Genomic DNA, 24,294 nt, shown 5'->3' on the forward strand with positions numbered 1-24,294 from the left:
CGACCGTGTCGATGCCGCGGTCCCGGACTATCGAGATCGTGTAATGCGGTGCGGCCCAATCGTGAACATGGTTCAGCCAGCGTCTCAGGAGAATCCCGACCGGCGTGCCCGCTCGCGCGAGTGACACCAGCGTCGGTTCGCGATGACGCTCGGCGATGATCAGTTCGCCGACGACGCCGACTGCGTGTGCGAGTCGCTGCGCCGAGTCGTCGAGGGTGTCGGCGAACAACTGCTGGTATGCGGCCCCCGGCTGGTATTCGATGGGCAGCGACTCCGCGTAATGCGCTGTGCCCGATTGAATTCGGCGTTCGCGTACGGCAAGGTCGGCCTCGAGGTCGAGGTGCGAGAGGTCTTTGAGAAGCCAGGTCACCTCATCGGGTGTGTAGGAGCCGAACTCCGGGCCGCGTAGCTCGGCGTTCCGCGCTCCCTCTGTGGTGACTCGCTGAGCCGTCACGGTGCGCTCCGAGCGTCGCGCAGCGCACTTTGGCCTGTGGCGACGACTTTCGCGACGACGACGTCGTGGCCTGCCGCAGTCATCACGTCGAGCACCCCGCCCGGCGCCGTGAGGTCGGGGGTGTCGGCGGGGTCGTCGATGATCAACACGATGCGCGGAAGGTCGGGCGAGCCGTCGGGGTCGAGCAGGTTGTAGACGAATCGCGGTGTCCCCGGGTCGTGTTCGGGCGCGGTGAAGGTCAGGCCACGGCGCAGCGGATACCCGTCGACGTCGCGGACGAACGCGGGTGAGCGCGTGGTGGTCTGGAACGTCGTGGGGATTCCGGCCTGGGCCAGCCCCTCGGCGATGCAGAGCGGCAGGTACATCAGTTCTTCGTGACCCACCACCACGGTGCTCTTCGACGAGTCGAGTTCGGGCAGCAGTGCTGCCACCGCGTCGTCGACAGCGTTGGTGAATTCCTGTGTGTCCGAGCGTAGGAAGCCGTGACGACCACCCTCGGGCACATCGGTGGGCCACGGCAGCGTCACCGTGATGACCTCACCTCGGGCCCCGAGTGGGTTGAGCTCCGTCGACGGCGTCTCCCACACGGCATCGGTGAGCCCTGCCGGAAGGTCGATGCTGCCCTGCGCGAGCGACACGTACTCGATCCGAACGTCGTTGCCGGACGCGAAATCGTCTGTGGCTTGCCGATGTTCGGGTGATCGCAGGTCGACGAGTGACGCGATCACAAAGTCACGTCTGCCGGTGGCTTCATAGAGCGCGGTGATGGCCCGTAGCGCGGTTGCCCCGGTGGAGATCTCGTCGTCGACGAGGATCAACGGACTGTCGGGGTCGGCGGACAGCACGTCGATCGAACTCGGCTGCAGCAGATGGGTTGTCGCGTGCGAATGGCCCTCTTCGAACGATCCGACGGTGAGCGCGCCCGGTGGGCGCCGACGGGTGGAGTGCAGGTACGCGTGGGCATCGAGCGCATGGAAGACGCAGTGACCCAGACCCGTTGCCGTCTCCGCGAACCCGAGGACCGTCGACTTCTCGGCCGCGTCGGCGCCGATGCGGTGGCGGACGAGCGCTGCGAGGTCGTCTGCGGCCCGTCGGACACGTTCGGGCGGGGTGGGGATGTGTTTGCCGAGGACCGTCGACACGAGCAGGTGTGCCCGCCTGCGATTGCGGCGCAGACCGAGGACGACGAGTTCGTCCATGCTCCAACCGGATTGAGCGTCGACAGTCGTGTCTGCGATTCTCACCCCGAACGTGTCGGCGACCCAGCTGCTCGGGGCGCCCGCGGAGTCGAAGGCGCGCGCTGCGCGTGAACTGGTAGTTGTCACGAGAGATCCATCGCGGTGAGGAGGTCGACGAAGCCGACGCCGGGGTGGGTGACCCCGAACACGGCGGCCCGGTCGATCACGCGCGACGCCCAATTGCGGTGTGGCTTGGACTCATTCATCTTGTTCCGATACGTCGATGCCTGCACGCCGCCGGCATCTGCGGCGAGGATGTCGAGTGCGTCGTGGTACTCCTCGTGGGTCACCGCGCTGAGTGCGTGCACCGCGGCCGCATGGGTCGGGTGGATCACGGTCTTGCCATGCATACCGTTCGCACGATCGAGCGCGATCTCCCGCAGCAGACCGTCGAGGTCTTTGCGTACCAACTGGCTGCGAAACCACACGGCACCCTGCTCCTGGAACGGGGTCTGCCGAAGCGATGGCTTGAACAGTCGCTCGTGATCGGCGAAGTACTCCCAGACCGGTCCGGTGACGATGTGCCCGGCGGAGTCGCATCGTCCCAGCCGGTTGATGATCGAGGCGATCGCGTCGGCTGCGACGCGGACGTCGTAGATGGTCAGGTCGCGGTCGCGGCGGATGCCGAACAGTCCGCACATGTCCGTCGCGCCGATGCGGATGGCGAGCACCCGAGATCGATGCTCGTCGACCGCGTCGGCGATCACCGACAGGTGGTGTTCGCGACTCTCGCGGTGAACGATCCCCGCGGACTCGAGTACCGGCATTGCCCAGAAGTGCCTACCGGCCCGAATACCGGCCTCCCGCACCGCAATCAAGAACTCGTGTGCGTTCTCGGCGTCGAATTTCGGGCATACGAATCCCATGAGCGAGTTCGTCGCGCCGAGCGCCTCGCTGATCGTCGCGATCTGATCGGCCGAGCGGACGCGAACGAACAGCATCATCTCGGCCGCGGCAGTCGAATCGAGTCGACGCAGGGCGTCCACAGCGCTTTCGATGGCGGCGGCCTGATCACCGTCGGCGATCGCGTCTTCGAGGTCGATGACCATCGACACGACGCCGTCGGCGTGGCGGCGTGTGATCACCTCGGCGAGGTCGGGACGCGTCGCGGGCACGTAGAGGGTGGCGCCGAGCGCGATGGCGAGACGGTCGGTGGACCAGGACGTGGAGACCGGCGACGGTTGCGCGACGAACAATCGTTCCCGCGTCGACGCAGGGAGATGACGAAAGTGCCTGGCGCCGTTGCCTGCCCGACTCGCACTCGGCGCATCGGTTGTGAGTGTCATCGCCTGGCCACCTGCCCCCTCATCCGCTCGACGATCTCGACGATGCGGCGCTCAATCTCGGTCAACTCCGTGGAATACGTCCAGTAGTCGGGATGTACCCGGTCGAGGGCACTCCGTGAACGGACAATTCGGTCGGCCTGAGCATCGAGCACTGAACCCCATTCGTCAACCAGAGCGTTATCGACGGCGAAGTGTTGCGCGTCTCGCAGGCGGAATCGCACGCGCTGTTCGAGGGCCCCGGGGTCGGCGCGCACCTCTCGCAGACCACGCAACCTGTCGGCGACCGCATCCACGGCCTGCTCTGCACCGTCGAGTTCGTCTCGCGCTGCTTCGGCCTCGCTGATGGCGAGGTCAGGGGCGTCGGACAGGTGCGATCGGGCCTGTGCCAATCGGTGATCGGCGGCGTCGAGGAACCGGGAGTAGACCTGCTCATTGTCTTGCAGATCGAGTGAGCACTCGAGGCTGAACTCTCTGCGGAGGGTCGAGAGTTCGCCGGGCATGCGCTCCGCGCGGGTCACGATCCCGCTGCGGCGTGTGTCGACCGAGCGGATGACCCGCTGGCCGCGCTCGGTGAGCGACGGCGCATCGGCGAGCGCGTCCTCGAGCGACTGGCGGGCGGCCAGCACGCGTTGAGCGGCTGCCCGCCTCGCGAGCAGGCCCGACGCCGTGCGCTGTTCGGTCAGCGCGGCGTCGAACCTCTCGGTGGCGAGGCGAACGCTGTGCAGCGTCGTGAGGGATGCCGGCGTTTGGGCCAACACCCCGCGCAGCTGCGTCGCCGCGACCTGGGTCTGACGTTCGAGGGATGCGACCTCGTCGACTGCACGCGACGCGCGGCCGAGTTCGGCGGAGTTGGCGGCGGCGAAACGCTGCATCTCGACCTGGAGTGACCGCAACGCGTCTGTGCACCGCGCGAGTTCGCCCCGCGCGGGCCGTGGTGAGTTCGAGAGCTCGAGGTAGCCGCCGGTCGCCTGGGAGTAGCGCTCCCGCAATGCATTCCACTCGTCCCGCAGCCGCGTTCGTGGGTCGATCTCGTGAGCCGTGGCGACCGCGCCGTCGATGCTGCTCAGTGTTTGCTCTGACTCGAGGAAGGCTGTGGTCATCTGCTGGACCGACGCCGCGGTGTCGGCGGGCATGCCTGAGCTGCCACGCTCTCCCCGCTGCCAGAACCTACTGCCCACCGTCTGATGCTATCGACTAGTTTCGTCAGGGTACGACGGGAGGATAAACGTGCAACTGGTACAGCGATCCAAGCGGGTGATCGAGGCGCGACTGAACAACACCTCGGTTCGCGCGCTCTCCGGTTCGATGGTCGCCTACGAGGGCCAGGTCAGTTTCAAATCCGCGGGGTTCGGCGGTGGCGACGGACTCGTCGCCGGGATCAAGCGTCGGGCAACCGGCGAATCCCTGTCACTCATGGAGGCCGGCGGCACCGGCGTCGTCTACTTCGCGCACAACGCCGCGGAGACGACGATCATCGAACTGAGCGGTGAGACGCTGCAGGTGGAGTCGCAGCAACTGATGGTGCTCAACGGCAACCTCCAGACGAACGTCACGTTCGCGGGCATGCACGGCGCGACAAGTGGCCAAGGACTGTTCACCACGACGGTCAGCGGAACAGGCCAGGTCGGCATCGTGTCGAACGGTGGTCCGCTGATTCACCTCGAGGTCTCGCCGCAGTATCCGCTGATCGTCGACCCCGACGCGTTCGTCTGTGCGCGTGGCGCGCTCTCGCAGTCGTTCGTGACCGATGTGTCGTGGCGTTCGGCCATCGGGCAGGGCAGTGGCGAAGCGTTCTCGCTGCGTTGGGACGGAACCGGCGTGGTGTCGATCCAGCCGGCGGAACGGTAGGCGGAGCATGTTCACCAAGGTCAACAGCAAGGTCGTGTCGGTCGACGTCGCGCAGTCCGGACCGGTGGTCGCCCGCAGAGGGGCGATGCTGTTCTACACGGGCGACGTGCGGTTCGCGCCGCATCAGATCGCCGGTGTCGGGCCGGGATCGGGCGGGATGTCGGGGATCGGCGGCGCGATCGGACATCGACTCGCAGGCGAACACGAGTCGACGCTCCTCGCCAGCGGACAGGGAGTCGTGCACTTCGGGTTCCGGGGGATCGAGGTGGAGATCGTCGACGTCGGCAGGGTCGGCGGCTTGATCCGGGTCGAAGCGTCACGCACGCTCGCCTACACGTCCGGCCTGCAGGCGTCCGTGGTGTCGGTGACCGCTCAGGGTGGCGGCGGAGGCGGTGGTGGCGGACTGTTCGGTTCGCTGCGGTCCGCCGCTGCGGGCGCGGTGACAGGCCAGGGCATGTTCACCACCCAGCTCTCCGGTCAGGGCCAGGTGGTGATCCTAGGCCACGGCGGCGTCTTCGAACTCGGGGTCGCCCCCGACCGGCCGCCCGTCACCGTCGATCCCCAGGCGTATGTCGCGGCTGCGGGACAGGTGACCACCACGCTGACGTCGAACGTGAGTTGGCGCAACGTCGGCCGAACCGGTGGCGAAGCACTGCAATTGCAGTGCGCGGGGCAGGGAACCGTGTACGTACAGGCGTCCGAGGAGAAGTTGTGAGCGCACTCAACACCGTGTGGAACCCGATGTCGTTGCCTGTGGACGACAACATCGAGGGCAACGACTATTCGTTCTGCATCGACCTCAACGCCCCATGGTTCATGTCGAAGGGCGCGATGATCGCGCTCTACGGGCAGATGAAGTTCACCTCACTGCAGCACGGATTGAACGGCCAGCTCCTCCACATGGTGGCCCAACAGTTCTCTGCGCCTTTGTATCTCGGCGACTATGTGGTGGCCGAGGGGCACGGGAAGCTGATCATCGGCGACCGTGGCTACAACATCAATTCCTACGACCTCGACGACGGCAACCTGACGATCAGGGCCGCGAATCTCCTTGCGTTCCAACCGCAACTGGCGTTGAAGCAGTCGATCGTGCCCGGCTTCCTCACCCTGATCGGCACCGGAAAGTTCCTCGCATCGTCGAACGGTCCGGTCATGTTCGTCGAACCTCCGGTGAGGGTCGACCCGGAAGCGCTTGTGGGCTGGGCGGATTGCCCGTCACCGAGCCATCACTACGATCAGTCCTGGGTCACCGACCTCATCGGGGCAACCGCGCACCGGATGGGCGTGCAGTCGGGCGAGGAACAGCAATTCGACTTCACCGGCAACGGAACGGTTCTCGTGCAGTCGAGCGAGAAGGTTCGCAGCGACTTCTCCATTGTCCGCGCCATTCAGGGACAGCTGCCCGGGCTCTCGACGTCGGGTCTGCAACAGATCAACCAGCAGGTCTCCCGGCAGTTGGGGCAGCAGCAGGGCTGAGGCTCGGCTATTGCGGACCTACCGTATGAAACCAAGAACCCGGTTGCGACAACGAATGTCGTCGCAACCGGGTTCTCGTTTGTGTGCGGGCTACTTGCGGCCAGCAGTCCAGTTCATCCCGAAGCCGTAGGTCTGGTCGATGTCGCGTTGTGCGCCATGGATATACCGCACCTCGCGGTTGACGCTCAGCTCGCCGCCGTTGCTGGTGAGCATGGCGATGGCACACGAGACCGCGCGGTCGTCCGCGGAATCCAAGCGAACCTCGACCTGCGGTCCGGAACTCGGGAAGAGCGTCACCACGCCGTTGGCCGACGACCAGTTGGGCGTGCCCTTGTAGATGTAGGCGAAGATCAGGATTCGACGGAAGCGTCCGATGTCGGAGAGATTGATGTGCAGGTTCTCGCCGCCGGTGTTGCTTCCGCTGCGATCGTCGCCGTCGAGGAATATGTAGGGCGCGCGATCGAGCGAACCGAACGAATTGCCCAGCGCCTGCACGACGCCCTTGCTGCCGTCGGCGAGCTCGTACATGGCCTCGAGGTCGAGGTCGACGCCCGCCGAACGCTTGAAAAACCGACCTCCACCGGAACCCTGTTCCCAGTTGAGGTTGACGCGCATATTCCCCTGGCCGTCACCCCTTTTGGCGAGCGACACCGTCGGGGTCGACTTGCTCAGCGTCACCTTGTTCATGTTGACCGTCATCGGACTTTCCTTCCGGGGTGGTCGAGCCGTCGGTGCTCGAGCTGGCGTTCTCTGTGTCTTCGTCGGGGTGGTTGCGGCGTCGAATGATGCTGGAGATCAAAGCCGCGAGGATGAGCACCACGCCGACCAGGCCGGTGACCACTTCGGGGACGTGGGTGCCGATCGAATACATGAGGATCAGCGCCAGCGCGCCGATCGCCCAGTGAGCGCCGTGCTCGAGGTAGACGTACTCGCTGAGTGTGCCCTTGCGGACGAGGTAGACGGTCAGCGAGCGCACGAACATCGCGCCGATGAAGCCGAGGCCCAACGCGATGATGATCGGGTCGGCGGTGATGGCGAATGCTCCGATGACGCCGTCGAACGAGAACGATGCGTCGAGCACCTCGAGGTAGAGGAACAGGAAGAAGCCTGCCTTGCCTGTCGCCCTGGCGAGCTCGCTCGGACCCGAGCGCGGAAGTGATTCCGATTCGGCGCCGTCCTCGAGTTCCTCCGGGGTGTTGAACAACTCGCCCAGCCCGTTGACCAGGATGTAGGTGATCATGCCGAGGACACCGGCGAAGAGCACCGTCGAACGTTCGTCGTCGGGTGCGATCCACTCAGCGGTGATGACGAGGATGACGACGGCGACGACAACGGAGAGTTGATCGAGCTTGCCGATGCGCTCGAGCGGACGCTCGATCCACCGCAGCCAGTGGAGTTCCTTCTCGTCGAAGATGAAGCCGAGGAACAGCATCAGCAGGAACATGCCGCCGAACGCCGCGATCTGCGGGTGAGCGTCGGTGATGATCTGCTCGTAGGTCGGGGAGCCGTCGGTCGGCGGGTTGAGCGCGAGGCGCAGCGCCTCGACCGGATTCAGCTTGGCGCTCAACCAGACGATCACGAGCGGAAACACCAGCCGCATGCCGAAGACCGCAATCAGCACACCGATGGTCAAGAAGATCTTCTGCCAGAACGCGCTCATACGTCGCAGCACGGTCGCGTTGATGACCGCATTGTCGAAGGAGAGCGACACCTCGAGGATGCCGAGGATGAGTGTGAGGAACAGGGCGGTCGGGCCGCCATAGATGAATGCGACCACCAACGAAACTATCGTGATGGCGATGGACAGTCCGAATATTCGGAAGATCACGGTGGAGCGGCCTTTCTTGCATCACCGAAGTAGGGAGGTCGCGCGTCCCGCTGCCGGATGCACGCAGTCAGACAGCCAGATGCCGCGCCTGTGTATGCCAGGCGCGGCATCGTGACATGGCTGGACGAGGGTCAGACGTTGACGCCGAAGTCGCGGGCAATGCCCGCGAGGCCTGACGCGTAGCCCTGGCCGACGGCACGGAACTTCCAGTCAGCGCCGTTGCGGTAGAGCTCGCCGAAGACCATGGCGGTTTCGGTCGACGCATCCTCGGACAGGTCGTAGCGGGCGATCTCGGAGCCGTTCGCGCGATTGACGACCCGGATGTAGGCGTTGCGCACCTGGCCGAACGACTGGCTGCGCGCGTCGGCGTCGTAGATCGAGACCGGGAAGACGATGGAATCGATGTTCGGAGGGGTGCCCGCGAGGTCGACGTTGATGACCTCGTCGTCGCCGTCGCCCTCACCGGTCAGGTTGTCGCCGGTGTGCTCGATGGAGCCCTCCGGCGAGCGGAGGTTGTTGAAGAAGATGAAGTGCTGGTCGGAGAGGACTCGCTTGTCGGTGCCGCACGCGATCGCGCTGGCGTCGAGGTCGAACTCGACTCCGGTGGTGGTCCGTGCGTCCCAGCCAAGTCCGACTGCGACAGCCGTGAGGCCCGGAGCCTCCTTGGTCAGCGATACGTTTCCACCCTTGGTCAGGCTGACGCCCATGTCTCGTGCCTTTCTGCCGCGTTGTGGCGGGAGCCACTGTCGAATGACGGTCACATCGTAAGTGACAAGTCGGACATAATGCCGACGCGCCCGCCACCCTACCTACGGTTATCCGACGAGAACATAGAAGCCGGCTGTCCGTAGGCCGAGGGAATGATGTCGATCTCGCGTGGCGGAGCGTCGTGGGCCGACGATGATCGAACAGAGGCGGCGGTCGAACAGAGGCGGCGGTCGAATCCGAGGTCGGCTCAGGATCGCGTGCACCCATCCAGGATGCGGGCGAGTGCGTCCCGCTCGGGCGGGGTGACCCAGAGTGAGTATGCCTTCTTGACGCGGATCTGCCGTGCGGCGTACGTGCAGCGGTACGCCTTGGCCGGCGGTAGCCATGTCGCCGCGTCACCCGCACCCTTCTGCTGGTTCAACGGCCCGTAGGTCGCCTGCAGGTTGCGCGGGTCGTTCGCGAGGTCTGTGCGCTGGTCGAGGGTCAGCGCCTGTGCGCCGGTCTGCCATGCGTTCGACAGCGAGACCACGTGGACGATCTGCACCATCGACGACTCGGCGCCGCGTCGGAAGTCGACGGTGCGTCCGCTGTACGGATCGTTCAGGACTCCGGCGACCACCACGCAGTCCCTCGTTCCCGGCTTGAACTCGACGCCGGTGAGGTCGCGCTTCAGGATGTCGTTGCGGGTGTCGCATCCGTTGTGGCCTGACTCGACGTTGACGTCGTCCGACCACGTCTGTCCGAACTGCGCCCGTGCATACCCGGTACGCGGCGCCCGGCCCTTGACGGCGAGCTCGCCGAGCGTGGCCAATGCCTCTGCGGCCTCGGGACTGAGCGGGGAGGCATCGATCGACGTTGTGGTTGACGACGTCGTGGTGGCGCTCGGCTCGGGCGAAGGGGTCGGCTGGGCCGAGCGGGTGTCCGAAGCCGGCGCAGTGGTTTGCGCGTCGGGCGTCGGACCGGTGGCGACCAACACGACGACGACCACCAACAACAGCGCCACAAGCGCCGCGACGAGCAGCGGCCACAGGCGTATCCGTCGTCGTGGGGGAGAGGGCCGTTCAGATGGGGGCTCTGGTGTGGGGGCGGGCCGCGTCGTCCAGTGGGAGGTGTCGGGGGGCGACGAGTCGGGTGGGCCGAACGGATTGCTCACTGCGCCAACAGCTTTTTCTGTACCTTGCCCATCGCGTTGCGTGGTAGGGAGTCGACGCGTCGAATCTCCCTGGGACGCTTGTGGTGCGACAGCTCGGTGGCTACCAGCCCGATGAGCTCGTCGTCGGCGACTGCCGACCCGACGACATACGCGACGATCCGCTGGCCGAGGTCGTCGTCGGGAACACCGATCACCGCGACCTCGTCGACGGCGGGGTGTCCGAGTAGGACGGTTTCGATTTCGCCTGCGCCGACACGGAATCCGCCCGACTTGATCAGATCGGTCGACGCGCGTCCGACGATGCGGTGCATGCCGTCCTCGCCGATCACCGCGACGTCGCCGGTCGCGAACCAGCCGTCGGCGAGCCAACTCTGCGCCGTGGCCTCCGGTCGGTTCAGGTATCCCGACCCGACCATAGGCCCGCGTACGTGAAGGTCACCGACGGACTCGCCATCGTGCGGCAGATCCGTTGCACCGGAATCGATCTCGCTGCTGCGCAGCCGTGTTTCGACGCCGCGCAGCGGCATTCCCACCCATCCTGGTCTGCGCTCGCCGTCGAATCGGGTCGACACAGTGATCATGGTCTCGGTCATGCCGTAGCGTTCGACGATCTCGTGTCCGGTCAGCTCGCGAATCCTGTCGAACACCGGGACGGGCAGTGGGGCACTTCCCGACACGAGTAGCCGTGCGGAGGAAAGCGACTGCGCTGCAGCAGGATCGGCGCCGATACGTGTCCAGACCGTCGGCACGCCGAAGAACATCGACGCGCCCTGAGCGGCCGCGGCGGCGTATCCGGCGGGGGTGGGCTTGACGGTGTGAATCAGCCTGCCGCCGCGGCGAAGTGGGCCCAAGACGCCGAGGATCAGCCCGTGGACGTGAAACAGTGGTAAGCCGTGAGCGAGGGTGTCGTCTACGGTCCACGCCCATGCATCGGCCAGCGCGTCGAGTCCCGCGGCGATCGCGCGGCGTGTGATCGGCACGCCCTTCGGAAGTCCTGTCGTGCCCGAGGTGTAGAGGATCAGCGCGGTCGACTCGCCGGGCGGTTCGGGATGCGAATGCCACGAGCGGGCGAAGCGTCGGATCGGGATCACCGGCAGTGACGCCGAATCGGGGGCGGCGCCGAGCCACGCCTGTGCACCCGAGTCGGTCAGAATGTGCTCGAGTTCGCGCGGACCGGAATCCGGCGGCACGGGAACGATCGGAACCCCCGCGATGAGACCGCCGACGACGGCGAGGACGGTGTCGATCGTCGGATGGGCGAGCACGGCCAGGGTGCGTGCGCCGCGAATCCGTTCTGCGACAGCGGTTGCCGCGCCGACGAGGTCTTCGCGCGATGCCACGTCGTCGCCGACAGTCACCGCGGCGGGGTCATCGGGGGCGGCGGGGACAAGATAGGGCAACAACACGTCTCTCACTGTGCCACACCTGCACACTCACACAAGAAGTGCGACTTTGCCGCCCGCATGCCCGCCGGAGACGAGTTCGAGTGCCGCGCGCGCCTGTGACAGATGGAAGGTGTGGGCGACCGGAACCACCAGGTCGCCCGCCGCGGCGTGTGCGATCAACTCCGCCCGAACCGAATCGCGGTAGGCGGCACTCTCGGGCTGCGTGCCGCCGAGAGCGACGAATCCGTCTTGCGTGGCCCGGTCGCGCGCCACGATGGTGACGATGCGTGAACGGTCGGCGACCAGCTCCTCCGACGTATCGATGGCCTCGGCGGTACCCGCGGCATCGAGGGCGGCGTCGACGCCATTCGGGGCCAGCGCGCGGACTCGATCGGCCAGCCCCGGCCCGTATTCGACTGGGAGACCACCGAATTCGACGACGCGCTCGAAACTGCGCGGGCTCGCCGTACCGATCACGGTGATGCCGCGCAGCAGTGCGAGTTGCAACACCGCCACGCCGACCGCGCCCGACGCGCCGTGCAGGAGGATCGTATCGCCGGTCGCCGCGCGGGACACTCGGAGCATGTCGGCGGCGGTCGTGCCCGTGAGCAGCAGGTTCGCTGCCGCGGCGTCGTCGACCGTCGAAGGTCTTGCGAACACCTTCTCCGCGGGCACCGTCAGCGCGGTCGCGTACCCGCCATAGACGCGGAATGCGAGGACGTCGTCGCCTGGAGATGCTGCGCCAGAAGCGATCTCGGTGCCCGGTCCGAGGGCCGCTATCACTCCGGACACCTCGTAGCCGACGGGGACGGGGAAGTCCGACGCGGTCAGTGTGTGCTTGAGGTCCGCGGGATTGACACCTGCGGCGAGAACTTCGATGCTGACCTCACCTGGTCCAGGTGGACGGAGCTGATCGTCGATGAATGCGAAGTCGTCGAGACCCCCGGGGCCGGTCGCCACCCACCGTTGCACGCGCATGGTTCAACACTACTGATGAGCGCGGGGGCGTCGACCCTCTCTCGCGGCAGTCCTGGCTCAGAGTTGCTCGGGCCGCACCCAGCCGTCGCCGATGAGTGCCAGCAGCAGCTCTGCCTTGTTCGAGACGGGTCGGCCGGCGTTGAGGTAGCGCTGCCGCACCCGGCGGTAGTGTTCGCGGGCCGTGCTCTCGGCGATGAAGAATCGGCGAGCCGTCTCGCGCAGCGTCGCGCCGAGCACGTAGGAGGTGAGGACCTCGCGCTCGCGTTCGGTGAGGTGGATGCGGGGGATTCGGGGTTGGGCGGACTCCGACTTTCCGGCCAGCGCGGCCAAGACGTCGAGTGCGTGGCCGGGGTCGGTGATGTCGATGCTGCGCGCATCCGAGACAGGCACACCGATCGCTCCGATCACGGTGCCGTTGAGGGCGCGGATGGATCGCACCTGGGCGATGCGCCGCGCGGACCGCACAATCGTGATGCCGGGGGCGTCGAGTCCGCCAAGCGAATCGGTCGCGTTGTCGAGGTCGATGATGACTGCACGGTGTCCGGCATCCTCGACGAACACCGCGAGCGCCGAGTCGATGACGTCGTGTTCGGCGATGATGACTGCAGTGGGGGTGGTCCGTGCGGCATCCACCGCTGCAATGTCGAGTTCGCTGACGACGTCGGCAGTCATTGAAGTCTCCCCAGAGAATGCGCTGCGCGCGAGTGTGCACTTGATGTACTCGAGCAAACCGAGCATAAAGAATCCTGCCCCCGCCGTCGGCGCAAGTCAGCACTTGTGATGACATTTCTGTGCGAGGATCACGCTCGAAAACGCCTGAAGCTGACACCCTCATGCGACATCACGCATGAAAATTGGCGCAGCATGCGTAATTACGCATTTATATCAAGACTGTAGAGGGAGCTGCCGTGGAAGGGATGCGCATCCTGATCGCATCACCGCTTGGGCATGTGGTCGCCGAACCGGTCCGTGCGGCGATCGAGGGCGCCACCGTTGTCGTGGCCCGCGACCAGGAGGAATTCGTCCGCAGCGTGTCCGGGCGGGTTCGGTTCGACGTCGTTGCCGCCGACCTCATCTGGAATAGGCCAGATATCGAGTGGACGTTCGACGGTCTCGACGTCCTCGACGGTCTCCATCATGCCAATCGCCTCGCGCCGGTGCTGTTGGCGACCCAGGGACACTCCATGGAGATCGATCATCTCGAAGAAGCGCGGCTGCGGCCGGATGTCTGGGGCGTCGTCGCCAAGGCCGACGGATTCGGCTCGCTGATCGGAGCGCTGCGCACCGTTGCTCACGGCGCGAAGCTCGACGACATGGTGCCCTCGCCGACTCACCCGCCGCTGTACGAGTTGTTCAGCGGCAGGCGCGGGATCACCGCAGCGCGGATGGCCGGAGCCATCGCTGCAGGAAATGCGTCGGACAACGCGACGCTGGCATCGGTCGCGAAGGTGTCGCCGAATACTGCGAACAAGGTGACCAGCCACTATCTCGGCCCGCTGATGCTCGAGCGCGGCGAACACGACGACCGCCTACCGCTCACCCAGGCGTCGGTGTACCGATGGTGCGGCCTGCACGCGCGCTACATCGTGAGCTGGTGCCGACGACACGGACACGAGGATGTGTTGTCGCTGCAGGCGTGAGCGGCGCTGCCCGGGTCGACACAACTCCGGCCGACGGGGGAGGCTCCCACGAGTTCAGTCGTCGATGTCGACTCCGTGGTCGCGCGCCAATCCCGACAGCCCATCGGCCCATCCCTGGCCGACCACGCGAAGCTTCCAGCGCTGCTCTCCGGGAGGGGTGCCCGGGCGCCGATAGATCTCGGCGAGAATCGCTGCGCGAACTGACTTCTCGATTTTCGGGGCGAAGTGCCAACGAATCTCGCTACACGAAATGGTGATGTCGATGGTGTCGAGCGCGGAAAAGGCGAGTCGCGAGGCCGTGTCCATTGTCGCGACGACGAGTATCCGAGTCACGTCTGGGCGCACCGCAGATGCGTGAACGGTTCCGGATTCGACGAGTCCCCTCTCGTGCGGCCTCTTTCCGTTCAGTCGGACACTCTGGTCCGGCGCGACGTGGTGGTTGTAGAAGATGAAGTCTCGATCGTCCCGGACGTGGCCAGAGCTGTCGAGAAGTAGAAAGCTCAGGTCGACGTCGGCTCCTGACGTGTGGAGAACTATGTCCATCTGGCGGACGCCGGTCTCGGGTATCTCGACGGATTGGCCTGCGGCCAGTTCCGCCGCGGCACCTGAACTCTCGGAGGCGTACTCCCTCGTCGGCATCGGCATCGGCATCAATGGCATGGAGTTTGGCTGCGGAAAAGCAACGGGCAGTGAGGATCGCGATGCGAACCATGTCTCGAAGGGGATCAGGGCGTAAGGATCACGAAAGGCAGGTGCCTGCCCTGATGCGTCCATCGGGGTGCCGAGAGCCTCGTCCCATTCTGCAAGAGCGTTCGAGGATTCCGTGTCTTCGGCCGACGTGATCAGTTCGGCCAGTGCTGGGACTGAATCCACGTCGAGCGGTTTGAGAGTCGTGGACAGATTGCCGGAGGACGTCGTCCTGACGCTGCACTCGACATCTTCGCCGATATCGAGAATGCGAAAGGCGTCATCACGACTACGCCACGTTGCACCTTCGACGGCTGATCGGCTCCACGAACCATAGAGCACGACTCCGAGTCGTCGTGAATCGGAAAACCTGCTGATCACAACAACATTGAGACGAGATACCCCTGGAGCAACCGCGAACGCCTCTCTACACGTGGCAGCAACGTTGGACGCGAGGATGTGGAGCCACCAGCGCACTCTGTCGCGCTTGTTCAGGAGTTTGAGTGTTGGCCGACCAGCGGACGTTACAGAGGGTGTTTGGTCTGGCAGGGCGTCGATGTCTTGCTGTCGCATGATGATCGACAGGGTGGTGCCGTCGAGTCCCACTGCGCAACCTGCTGCTGGATTGTCGGCGAAGGCCGCGTTCACCGTCTCGAGCACGGTCATTTCGTCGTTGCCGCTCAACGCATTCCACCAACCGTCGGCATGCGATAACAGATCCGCGTGAATGGCTGCGAGACGGGTGGTCTCCGCGGCCGCGTAAGCGTTGGCGTCGGCTTGGGCAGCTCCGCGTGCCGCGGACCTTTGCGCCCGTGCAAGGCGACCGACACCGCGCAGGTGCATGGCTTCGGCCTGGGCGAGAGCAGCCTGCACGTTGACCACCGGAGGTGGCGGTATCGCGGGCCGGGAAGCGGGGATCCATTGATCGAGGTGCACGCTCGTCGATGACCTGCGCAGGTCCCGCAACTGCTCGATGGCAGCGTCGCGTTCGGCCTGTTGCGCTGCGCGTTCTGCAGTGCGTGCAGCTCTGGTCATCTGTGCCGCGGAGGGACCGCGACTACTCGCGCCGCGCCGCGACGTTGTGCGACCGGATCGCCCCCCGACGGATTGGTAGGCGTAGAAGGGGCCGAGTCCAGTGGACACCCCGGTCCGCCCGCTACCGAAATGCACACGCGCCGCGCGAGGGCCCACCGATGCGCGGACACCGCGGGTCGACACTCGCACGCGCATGCCCGGCACGCCGACGCGGAATCCCAACGACATCACGCCACCTCCTGTGCATTCGCGGAGTTGTCCCACCGCTGCACACCGATATAGCACAGGTCGAGAGGCGCACCTGCCGGTTCAACCCCCACACACGACGATGCCCCTCGGTCCGGGAGTCGGACCGAGGGGCATCGTGTGGCGTGACGGTGTCAGACCGTCGAATCAGCCCTCGATGAACGTCTCGAGCTGCTGGCGCGCGACGTCGTCGGCGAGCTGCTCGGGCGGGCTCTTCATCAGGTAGGCCGAGGCAGGCAGGATCGGTCCGCCGATGCCGCGGTCCTTGGCGATCTTCGCGGCGCGCACGGCGTCGATGATGATGCCTGCCGAGTTGGGGGAGTCCCAGACCTCGAGCTTGTACTCCAGGTTGAGCGGCACGTCGCCGAAGGCGCGTCCCTCGAGGCGGACGTAGGCCCACTTGCGGTCGTCGAGCCATGCGACGTGGTCCGACGGTCCGATGTGGACGTTCTTGTCCTCGACCTTGCCGGCGAGCGAGCCGGTCAGGTTCGACGTGACGGCCTGGGTCTTGGAGACCTTCTTCGACTCGAGACGCTCACGCTCGAGCATGTTCTTGAAGTCCATGTTGCCGCCGACGTTGAGCTGGTAGGTGCGGTCGAGTGCCACGCCGCGATCCTCGAACAGCTTCGCCATCACGCGGTGGGTGATGGTCGCGCCGACCTGGCTCTTGATGTCGTCGCCGACGATCGGCACGCCTGCGGCGCGGAACTTCTCGGCCCACTCGGGGTCGGAGGCGATGAACACCGGCAGTGCGTTGACGAAGGCGACGCCCGCGTCGATCGCGCACTGTGCGTAGAACTTGTCAGCCTGCTCGGAGCCGACGGGGAGGTAGGAGACCAGGACGTCGACCTCGTTGTCCTTGAGGGTCTTCACGACGTCGACGCCGTCGCCGTCGGCCTCGGTGATGGTCTGCAGGTAGTACTTGCCGAGACCGTCGAGGGTGTGGCCGCGCTGCACGGTGACACCGGTCGGCGGGACGTCGGCGATCTTGATGGTGTTGTTCTCGCTCGCGAAGATCGCGTCGGAGAGGTCGAAGCCGACCTTCTTGGCGTCGACGTCGAACGCGGCGACGAACTCGACGTCGCGCACGTGGTACTGACCGAACTTGACGTGCATCAGACCGGGGACGGTCGCGTTCTCGTCGGCATCCTTGTAGTACTGAACGCCCTGGACCAAGGATGAAGCGCAGTTTCCTACGCCCACTATGGCCACGCGCACCTTATTGGGCTCACCCATGGTCGGGTTCTCCTTCTTTTTCTCTGGGACCGCGAACGTCGCTGGACCCTGGAACGTGGGTTACCGCCGGCGAGTTGTGTGTCACCGGGGCGGTGTCGAGCGCAGCCGATTCCGGCGGCTCGGGTGTTTCTTGTGTCCCGTCGCGACCCGGCTGTGGGGTCGCGTCCGGAAGTGTGTGTTCTGCGGCGATGAGCTCGTTGAGCCAGCGCACCTCGCGCTCGCTCGACTCGAGGCTCAGCTCGTGCAGTTGGCGGGTGTAGCGATCCGACGCACGCGTCGCGCGGGTGACGAGTTCGCGCAATCCCTCACGCCGTTCCTCGACCTGACGTCGACGCCCTTCGAGGATGCGCATCCGGGCCACCGCTGGGGTGCGGGAGAAAAAGGCCAGGTGGACGCCGAATCCGTCGTCGGTGTAGTTCTGCGGTCCGGTGTCGGCGACCAGCTCGTTGAAGCGGATGCGACCCTTCTCGGTCAGTTGGTACACACGTCGACCGCGACGCACCTTCATGCCCGCGGGCGTGCTCGCCTCGTCGATCAGGCCGTCCGCCTGCATCCTGCGCAGCGTCGGATACAGCGAGCCGTACGAGAACGCCCGGAATGCGCCCAACAACCCGGTGAGGCGTTTGCGCAGCTCATAGCCGTGCATGGGTGATTCGAGTAGCAATCCGAGAATGGCGAGCTCCAGCATGGTGCGCACCTCCTCGGTGATCTCGTGGCTGATCGCGCACGCAGAGGGTGTCCGATGGGACCACACGGCATGTCGCGTCGATGTGGTTTCCAATGTATCGCACCGATATAACTGTGTCGACGGGGGAGTGTCCACAACATGTCATGCCGGTGACCTGCGGGCGACGCGCGGGGTGGCGAGTGTTGACGCGGCGCGCGTCCGCGCAGACGTCCCAGAGCGTGACGACGTACGCTGAAACACGTGCGCCAGATCGTCGACTACGCCTTGCAGCGTCGGTCCCGACTGTCCGATGTCCACTCCGGCCGGACAGCCGTCGCCGACGTGTGCGACGCGAATCCCTACCTGTTGCGCGCCGCGAAGTTCCACGGGCGCCCGTCGTCGACGCTGTGCCCGATCTGCCGCAAGGAGCAGGTCACGCTGGTGTCCTGGGTGTTCGGCGACCGGCTCGGCCAGGTGTCGGGGTCGGCGCGTACCGCAGAAGAGATCGCCTCCCTCGACGCGACCGCCGAAGAATTCACCGTGCACGTCGTCGAGGTCTGCCGTACATGTAGCTGGAACCATCTGGTCCAGTCGTACGTTGCGGGTCTGCCGCCACGATCGACACGACGTCGTCGTCGGGTGGCCGAATAACGGTTGTTTCCACGTTCGTCGACGAGAGATACGACGCTCGTCGGCGTTCTGACTTTGTGGTGTGGGCCGCAGGTTTTTGCCGTGCCAGCGCCGCATACGTCACAGTGGAGTGGGCTCGATGCAATGGAGAAGTACTGTGAGGAGCGGTAAACCGACCATGGTGGCGGTTCTGACCTCGAACAACACGGCACAGGCACGCGTGAGCGCGACCTGGGTTGCGGTGCGGAAAGGTGATCGATGAGCGGGACGGAGTCGTCGCACGGCACGGGAAAACGGCCGACCCGATCGGCCAAGAACGATGCCGAGCAGACAACGCAGTCGCGGCATCGCGTGATCGCCTGGACGCTTGGCATTCTCGGTGGGTTGGTCCCCGCGGTGATCCTGATCGGCATTCTCGCCTTCGCGATCACCTACGCGACGGTGACGGTGCCCAGCCCCGGCGACATCAAGCAGAACCAGGTCGCCTTGATCACCGACTCGACGGGCAAGACGCTGGCCAAGGTCGTGCCGCCGGAGGGTAACCGCACCGACGTCAAGATCACCGACATCCCCAAGTCGATGCAGGACGCGGTGATCGCGGCCGAAGACCGCCAGTTCCGCAGCAACGAGGGCTTCTCGGTCACGGGCATCGGGCGCGCGGTGGTCGGTCGCTTCACCAACAACGCCGACGCCGGTGGTGGTTCGACCATCACGCAGCAGTACGTCAAGAACGCGCTCGTCGGCGATGAGCACAGCTACGAGCGCAAGTTCAAAGAGCTCGCGATCGCGACCAAGATGTCGGGACAGTGGTCCAAGGACGACATCATGGCCGCCTATCTCAACACCATCTACTTCGGGCGCGGCGCCTACGGTGTGTCCGCTGCCTCGCAGGCCTACTTCCGTAAAGACGTCAGCAAGCTGACCCCCGAGGAGTCCGCGGTGCTGGCAGCGGCGATCCGTTCGCCCTCCTACTACGACCCCGCCGTCGACAAGGTCGCTTCCGAGGGTCGCTGGAACTATGTGCTCGACGGCATGGTCCAGATCGGTTCGCTCAAGCAGTCCGAGCGGGCGTCGATGCAGTATCCGAAGGTCTACCCGCAGCCCGCGGCGGCCGTGGAGACGCCCGGCCCCAACGGTCTGATCAAGCGTCAGGTGATGGCCGAGCTGAACAAGCTGAACATCTCCGAGCAGCAGGTGCGGACCGAGGGTCTCAAGATCACCACCACGATCGATCCCAAGGCGCAGAACGCCGCTGTGCAGGCCGCGTGCCGCGAGAACAAGATCTACTCGTGCGACAACGGGGTGCTCAACGGCGAGCCCGACAAGATCCGCGACGCCGTCGTGTCGATCGACCCGAAGACCGGTGGAGTCCGCGGCTACTACGGTGGCGACGACGGCCAGGGTTGGGACTACGCGCAGGCTGGTCTGCAGACCGGATCGTCGTTCAAGGTGTTCGCGCTGGTCGCGGCACTGGAGCAGGGAATCCCGCTGTCCAAGGTGTACAGCTCCGCGCCGTACCAGACGTCGACGGGTCTGACCGTCGAGAACTCCGACGGTGAGAGCTGCGGGTCGTGCAACCTCGCGACCGCGATGAAGATGTCGCTCAACACCGTCTACTACCGCCTGATGATGGACCTCAAGGGCCAAGCGCGCGCTGTCGCCGACGCCGCGCACACGGCGGGCGTCGCCGAGTCGTTCGGCGACATCCAGAAGACGTTGCAGAACCCCAACGGTGAGGTCGAGGGCGGCGTCGTGCTCGGTCAGTACCCGTCGCGGGTCATCGACATGGCGTCGGCGTACGCAACGCTGGCGGCGTCGGGCGTCTATCGCGAGCCGTACATGGTGCAGAAGGTCGAGACCTCGACCGGTGAGGTGCTCTACGAGCATCAGCAGAACGACGGCAAGCGGGTCTTCCCTGCCAAGGTCGCCGATAACGTGACCTCGGCGCTCGAGCCGATCGCCGCGTACTCGAATGGCAACTCGCTCTCCGACGACACCTACGGTGCACGTCCGTCGGCGGCCAAGACCGGTACCGCACAGCTCGGCGACACCGGGCAGAACAAGGACGCGTGGATGGTCGGCTACACGCCGCAGCTGTCCACGGCCGTCTGGGTCGGTACCGACAAGGGCACCGCGCTGACCAACTACGGCGGGTCACCGGTGTACGGCAGCGGGCTTCCCGCCCAGATCTGGCGTAAGTCGATGAACAACGCCCTCGAGGGCGACCAGGTCGAGCAGTTCCCCGAGCCCGCGGCCGTCGGTGGTCAGGCCGGTGCACCGACCGAAGCGCCGACCAGCACGTACAACCCCGACTACAACAACTCGCCGCGGACGCGTACGCAGCGGGACAACACCCCGCAGATACCGCAGATCCCGGGCAACGGTGGCGGTGGCGGAGGTGGCGGAATCACCCTCGCTCCCGGCGTGACGATCCCGCTCCCGGGTAATCCGGAGCCGGGAAACGGCAACGGCACCACCGGTAACGGTGGTGCGGGAAACGGCGGTAACGGCGAGGGCGGTACCGGCGGCACCGGCAACGAGGGCGGAGTCACCCCTGAGCCGCCGGTCGGCTGACCGTCGCTCGTCGTCGGGAAAGCACTTCGACGACGCCGCGTCGGCGCAGCCACAGCAGCGATCGATTCCTGACGGGGTGATCTCCGGCGGGGTGATGTCCGACGGTCAGATCGTGGGCGGGGTCGCCAGTCCGGTTGCCCTGTCCGACGATCCCCGGGTCGACGACGCGCGGGTGATTCCCAGCAGGACCGACGTCGTCGTCCGAGATGCGAGTCGCGTGATCGGCGGTCCGCTGGGAGCGCACGGGGCCGTCGGGCGCAGTCGACGTTGGACACCGATCCGCGTCCTGTTCCTGCTTTCCCTGTGCGCGTTGGCGCTCAGTTGGTACGGCAAGGCGGGCTGTCTGCAGCAGGCTCCCGCGACGTCGGAGGCCAACGATGCCGGACATGCGATGCGGCTCGACTGGGATAACCAGCGTCAGTTCACCGATCTCTGCTACTCCGACGTGATCGCGCTCTACGGCGCCGAGCAACTGGACAAGGGCGCATTCCCCTACAAGGCCTCGTGGACTCAGCAGGACCAGAACGGCAACACCATCACGCGGTACATGGAGTACCCGGTGCTGACCGGCCTCTACATGTACGTCGCCGCGCAGGCTGCGCAGGGATGGCAGTGGTTGCACGATCACCTCGGGATACCGGGCGCGCTGAGCGTCGTGTTGTTCTTCGATCTCGTGGCGCTCGGTCTCGCATTATTCTGGCTCGTGGTCGTCTGGGCGACCGCCCTCACCGCCCGCTCGCGCATCTGGGCGGCATGGCTGGCTGCTCTCTCACCGCTTGTGATCGTCCACGCATTCACCAACTTCGACGCCATCGCAGTGGCGATGGTCGCGGTCGCGATCCTGGCGTGGGCACGTAATAAGCCGTGGCTGGCGGGGTTGTTCATCGGCCTCGGGGTCGCGTCGAAGTGGTATCCGATCCTGTTGTTGTTCGTCCTTCTCGTGCTGTGTCTCCGAGCCAGGCGGGGCAACGACTTCTTCGTCGCGGCGTCGGCGGCGGTACTGACGTGGGTCGTGGTGAATCTGCCGATCCTGCTGCTACATCCGCGCGGCTGGTACGAGTTCTTCCGCTATAACGGTCAGCGCGGCGCCGACTCCGACAGCCTCTTCCGCATCCTCGCGAAAGCGGCTGATTTCACATGGAACATCACGCTGCTGAATGCGGTCAGCCTCGGCCTGCTGGTCCTGATCGCCTGCGGGATCGGCTACCTGGCACTGCGCGTGCCGACCCGACCGCGCCTCGCGCAGTTGGCGTTTCTCATGGTCGCGGGCTTCCTCCTGGTGAACAAGGTCTGGAGTCCGCAGTACTCGCTGTGGCTCGTGCCGCTCGCGGTACTGGCCATTCCCCATACGCGACTGCTGATGACGTGGATGGTGATCGACGCCCTGGTGTGGATTCCGCGGATGTCGCTGTTCCTCGACCCGTCGCGCCGCTGGCTCCCCGAGGGGTGGTTCACCCTCGCCGTAGTCCTTCGCGCGCTGATGGTGGTCGTGCTGTGCATCGTCGTGATTTGGCAGATCTACCACCCCGAGGACGACCTGGTGCGTCGAGATCGACGCGGCAGACCGCTCGACGATCCGGCGGGGGGACCACTCGACGGAGCTGCCGGCGCGTATCCGACGGCCGATCCGGCTCGGCTTGGTGCGATGCCGGAAACTTTCGGTGGAACCGGCAGGCGGGTTTCGACGTCCTAGGGTGCATGACAACACCCGACCTCCCAGCTCCCACCGAACTCGTCGAATGGGCTGCGCATGCCGACCGCACCGCAGCAGTCATGACCGACACCGTGCAGATCGACGGCAACTGGTGGCGCGACGCGCTCGTCGCCGCGGGCCTCCCCGACGCCGGAATCGGCTCGTCTCGCTCGCGTGCCGAATTGTTCGACCTCGGCGCACTCGCGTCCACGAGCCCCGACGCCGCCCTCACACTCCTCTGGAACTCCGTCGCGTTCTGCACCGGGCGCGCCGTCTCCGACAACCGCAAACGCATCACCGCGGTGAGTGCCAATCGCAGCCGCGTCGCCCGCGTGCTGCAGGAGGCGGCTGCCATCGCGTCAACCGATCCGGACAAGGCCGACGACATGCTGCGTCCCGGTCGCACCAACCGCATCGACCGGCTCGGGCCGAGCGGCTTCACCTGGTACCTCTACTTCGCGGGAGCGGGCGCCGCCGACCATCCCTCCCAGGTGATCGAGCCTGCGGTGGCACGCGCGTTGCGCTGGGCTGGGTGGGACAGCCTGAGCACCACCAACTGGTCGGCCGACGAGTACGTCGCCTACCTCGGCTTGCTTCGACGCTGGCGCACCGAGATCGGGGTCGAACGACTCGACGTCGTGGTCAACGGTCTCGTCGCGATAGCACCGCCGAGCGGGTGGGATTACGGATGGCAGTCGTGGCACCGCGACACGTGGCCGGAGGAGCCACGTGACAGGTGGGTTCCGGGGCCGCTGAATGCCGACGATCTCAAGCTCGTCTACCACTGGATGGGCATGCTGTCGGAGATGAATCCCAACTCGACTGCGGCAGAACACTTTTCGAGGATCGGAGCGAAGATCGTGCGGGCCGTCGGAGATGTGGGTGAACCGAGCTACCAGCGTCACGACGAGTTCGGACGATACCGCGACGGACGGGTCGGGATGTCCTATCCGTGACGTGAGATGCGCTGCAGCAGAGCATCTCTCGCTGCCGGCCAGCCGTCGTCGGTCATGGCGTACTGCGCGGTGGTGCGCCACCCGTCGGCCCAGCGTCGGTGTTTGCGGAGAAGTCCCTCGAACTGTGCGCCGAGTTTCGCGATCGCTGCCCTCGACTGCGCGTTGTTCTCGTGCGTGTGCCACACGACGCGCACGGCGCCGCAGTCATCGAAGGCGTGATGCAGCAGAAGGTATTTCGCGGTCGGATTGACCGCAGTGCCCTGCGCCGTGTCGGCGTAGAAGGTGTACCCGATCGCGACGGAGAGGTTGGCGTGGTCGATGTCGTAGTAGCTCGTCGAGCCGACAAGGCGTCCGTCGCTGTTGTCGACGACCGCGTAGGCGATGCGCGCGTCGTCGGCGTGTGCTGCGGCGATGTACTCGCGTGCCGACTGTTCGTCGCGTGGCACTGATGTCCAGGCGAAGCGTTGCGGATCGTCGACGACCCGCGCGAGTGCGGGAGCGTCGTCGAAGGTCAAGGGCCGCAGTGTGACCCGCTCGCCGACGAGCGGGGCGTCGCCAAGCCATTCGTTCATGTCG

23 protein-coding genes are annotated in these 24,294 nt (G+C 65.8%); 8 read left to right on the top strand and 15 right to left on the bottom strand.

Annotation, left to right across the window (positions count from 1 at the left end):
* From B3T59_RS05345 to B3T59_RS05360, 4 genes are all read right to left on the bottom strand, one after another.
* On the bottom strand, window positions 1-454 hold a 454-nt coding region (locus tag B3T59_RS05345; protein ID WP_287001651.1), incomplete at its 3' end, for a cysteine protease StiP domain-containing protein.
* The gene (locus B3T59_RS05350) at window positions 451-1,779 is read right to left on the bottom strand and encodes a phosphoribosyltransferase family protein (protein ID WP_005202444.1); all 1,329 of its coding nucleotides are present in this window, start codon (window positions 1,777-1,779) and stop codon (window positions 451-453) included. The genes B3T59_RS05350 and B3T59_RS05345, both read right to left, overlap by 4 nt.
* Window positions 1,776-2,978 (bottom strand): HpcH/HpaI aldolase/citrate lyase family protein, encoded by a 1,203-nt coding sequence (locus B3T59_RS05355; protein WP_005202443.1) that lies wholly within the window; start codon window positions 2,976-2,978, stop codon window positions 1,776-1,778. The genes B3T59_RS05350 and B3T59_RS05355 overlap by 4 nt, the downstream gene beginning before the upstream one ends.
* Entirely contained in the window at window positions 2,975-4,078 is a 1,104-nt protein-coding gene (locus B3T59_RS05360) for a hypothetical protein (RefSeq protein ID WP_287001683.1), read from the bottom strand. The genes B3T59_RS05355 and B3T59_RS05360 overlap by 4 nt, the downstream gene beginning before the upstream one ends.
* 127 nt (window positions 4,079-4,205) lie before the next feature.
* On the opposite strand from B3T59_RS05360, the gene B3T59_RS05365 reads away from it, so the two are divergent.
* From B3T59_RS05365 to B3T59_RS05375, 3 genes are read left to right on the top strand one after another with little or no spacing between them, the layout of a single operon-like run.
* Window positions 4,206-4,826, top strand: coding sequence for an AIM24 family protein (locus B3T59_RS05365; protein WP_005202429.1), 621 nt, complete (start codon window positions 4,206-4,208; stop codon window positions 4,824-4,826).
* Between the two features lie 7 nt (window positions 4,827-4,833).
* On the top strand, window positions 4,834-5,541 hold the full coding sequence (locus B3T59_RS05370) for an AIM24 family protein (RefSeq protein ID WP_005202427.1): 708 nt from the start codon (window positions 4,834-4,836) through the stop codon (window positions 5,539-5,541).
* Window positions 5,538-6,302, top strand: coding sequence for an AIM24 family protein (locus B3T59_RS05375; RefSeq protein WP_287001652.1), 765 nt, complete (start codon window positions 5,538-5,540; stop codon window positions 6,300-6,302). Before B3T59_RS05370 ends, B3T59_RS05375 begins: the two co-directional genes overlap by 4 nt.
* A 90-nt stretch (window positions 6,303-6,392) precedes the next feature.
* On the opposite strand, the gene B3T59_RS05380 is transcribed toward B3T59_RS05375, so the two are convergent.
* The 7 genes from B3T59_RS05380 to B3T59_RS05410 form a co-directional block, all read right to left on the bottom strand.
* Complete coding sequence (locus B3T59_RS05380) at window positions 6,393-7,001, bottom strand: TerD family protein (RefSeq protein ID WP_287001653.1); 609 nt, start codon at window positions 6,999-7,001, stop codon at window positions 6,393-6,395.
* Window positions 6,931-8,130: a DUF475 domain-containing protein gene (locus B3T59_RS05385; protein WP_287001654.1), complete on the bottom strand. Its 1,200-nt coding sequence runs from the start codon at window positions 8,128-8,130 to the stop codon at window positions 6,931-6,933. The genes B3T59_RS05380 and B3T59_RS05385 overlap by 71 nt, the downstream gene beginning before the upstream one ends.
* 131 nt (window positions 8,131-8,261) lie before the next feature.
* On the bottom strand, window positions 8,262-8,837 hold the full coding sequence (locus B3T59_RS05390) for a TerD family protein (protein ID WP_251723786.1): 576 nt from the start codon (window positions 8,835-8,837) through the stop codon (window positions 8,262-8,264).
* 248 nt (window positions 8,838-9,085) lie between these two features.
* The gene (locus B3T59_RS05395) at window positions 9,086-9,991 is read right to left on the bottom strand and encodes an HNH endonuclease family protein (protein WP_287001655.1); all 906 of its coding nucleotides are present in this window, start codon (window positions 9,989-9,991) and stop codon (window positions 9,086-9,088) included.
* A complete protein-coding gene (locus tag B3T59_RS05400; protein WP_287001684.1) occupies window positions 9,988-11,397 on the bottom strand; it encodes an acyl-CoA synthetase in 1,410 nt (469 codons plus the stop codon). Before B3T59_RS05400 ends, B3T59_RS05395 begins: the two co-directional genes overlap by 4 nt.
* Before the next feature lie 27 nt (window positions 11,398-11,424).
* Window positions 11,425-12,354: an NADP-dependent oxidoreductase gene (locus B3T59_RS05405; protein ID WP_287001656.1), complete on the bottom strand. Its 930-nt coding sequence runs from the start codon at window positions 12,352-12,354 to the stop codon at window positions 11,425-11,427.
* Between the two features lie 57 nt (window positions 12,355-12,411).
* The gene (locus B3T59_RS05410; RefSeq protein ID WP_231895050.1) at window positions 12,412-13,026 is read right to left on the bottom strand and encodes a helix-turn-helix transcriptional regulator; all 615 of its coding nucleotides are present in this window, start codon (window positions 13,024-13,026) and stop codon (window positions 12,412-12,414) included.
* Between the two features lie 245 nt (window positions 13,027-13,271).
* Here B3T59_RS05410 and B3T59_RS05415 point away from each other — a divergent pair, with 245 nt between their 5' ends.
* A complete protein-coding gene (locus B3T59_RS05415; protein ID WP_064862943.1) occupies window positions 13,272-13,994 on the top strand; it encodes a hypothetical protein in 723 nt (240 codons plus the stop codon).
* 54 nt (window positions 13,995-14,048) lie between these two features.
* Here B3T59_RS05415 and B3T59_RS05420 read toward each other — a convergent pair whose 3' ends face one another.
* From B3T59_RS05420 to B3T59_RS05430, 3 genes are all read right to left on the bottom strand, one after another.
* The gene (locus B3T59_RS05420; RefSeq protein WP_287001657.1) at window positions 14,049-15,944 is read right to left on the bottom strand and encodes a TerD family protein; all 1,896 of its coding nucleotides are present in this window, start codon (window positions 15,942-15,944) and stop codon (window positions 14,049-14,051) included.
* 165 nt (window positions 15,945-16,109) lie between these two features.
* The gene (locus tag B3T59_RS05425) at window positions 16,110-17,198 is read right to left on the bottom strand and encodes an inositol-3-phosphate synthase (RefSeq protein WP_005202415.1); all 1,089 of its coding nucleotides are present in this window, start codon (window positions 17,196-17,198) and stop codon (window positions 16,110-16,112) included.
* On the bottom strand, window positions 17,191-17,886 hold the full coding sequence (locus B3T59_RS05430; RefSeq protein ID WP_005202413.1) for a PadR family transcriptional regulator: 696 nt from the start codon (window positions 17,884-17,886) through the stop codon (window positions 17,191-17,193). The genes B3T59_RS05425 and B3T59_RS05430 overlap by 8 nt, the downstream gene beginning before the upstream one ends.
* Window positions 17,887-18,117: 231 nt before the next feature.
* Here B3T59_RS05430 and B3T59_RS05435 point away from each other — a divergent pair, with 231 nt between their 5' ends.
* From B3T59_RS05435 to B3T59_RS05450, 4 genes are all read left to right on the top strand, one after another.
* The gene (locus B3T59_RS05435; protein WP_039854392.1) at window positions 18,118-18,516 is read left to right on the top strand and encodes a DUF5318 family protein; all 399 of its coding nucleotides are present in this window, start codon (window positions 18,118-18,120) and stop codon (window positions 18,514-18,516) included.
* Between the two features lie 237 nt (window positions 18,517-18,753).
* The gene (locus tag B3T59_RS05440; protein WP_287001658.1) at window positions 18,754-21,069 is read left to right on the top strand and encodes a transglycosylase domain-containing protein; all 2,316 of its coding nucleotides are present in this window, start codon (window positions 18,754-18,756) and stop codon (window positions 21,067-21,069) included.
* 94 nt (window positions 21,070-21,163) lie between these two features.
* Window positions 21,164-22,762 (top strand): glycosyltransferase family 87 protein, encoded by a 1,599-nt coding sequence (locus B3T59_RS05445; RefSeq protein WP_287001659.1) that lies wholly within the window; start codon window positions 21,164-21,166, stop codon window positions 22,760-22,762.
* A gap of 5 nt (window positions 22,763-22,767) precedes the next feature.
* Entirely contained in the window at window positions 22,768-23,718 is a 951-nt protein-coding gene (locus B3T59_RS05450; RefSeq protein ID WP_287001660.1) for a hypothetical protein, read from the top strand.
* On the opposite strand, the gene B3T59_RS05455 is transcribed toward B3T59_RS05450, so the two are convergent.
* A complete protein-coding gene (locus tag B3T59_RS05455; RefSeq protein ID WP_064906340.1) occupies window positions 23,709-24,290 on the bottom strand; it encodes a GNAT family N-acetyltransferase in 582 nt (193 codons plus the stop codon). The genes B3T59_RS05450 and B3T59_RS05455 overlap by 10 nt on opposite strands.
* Between the last annotated feature and the right edge of the window lie 4 nt (window positions 24,291-24,294).

Origin of the sequence: Gordonia sp. UBA7860 (genome assembly GCF_002500165.1) — a bacterium.
GTDB lineage: Bacteria > Actinomycetota > Actinomycetes > Mycobacteriales > Mycobacteriaceae > Gordonia > Gordonia sputi.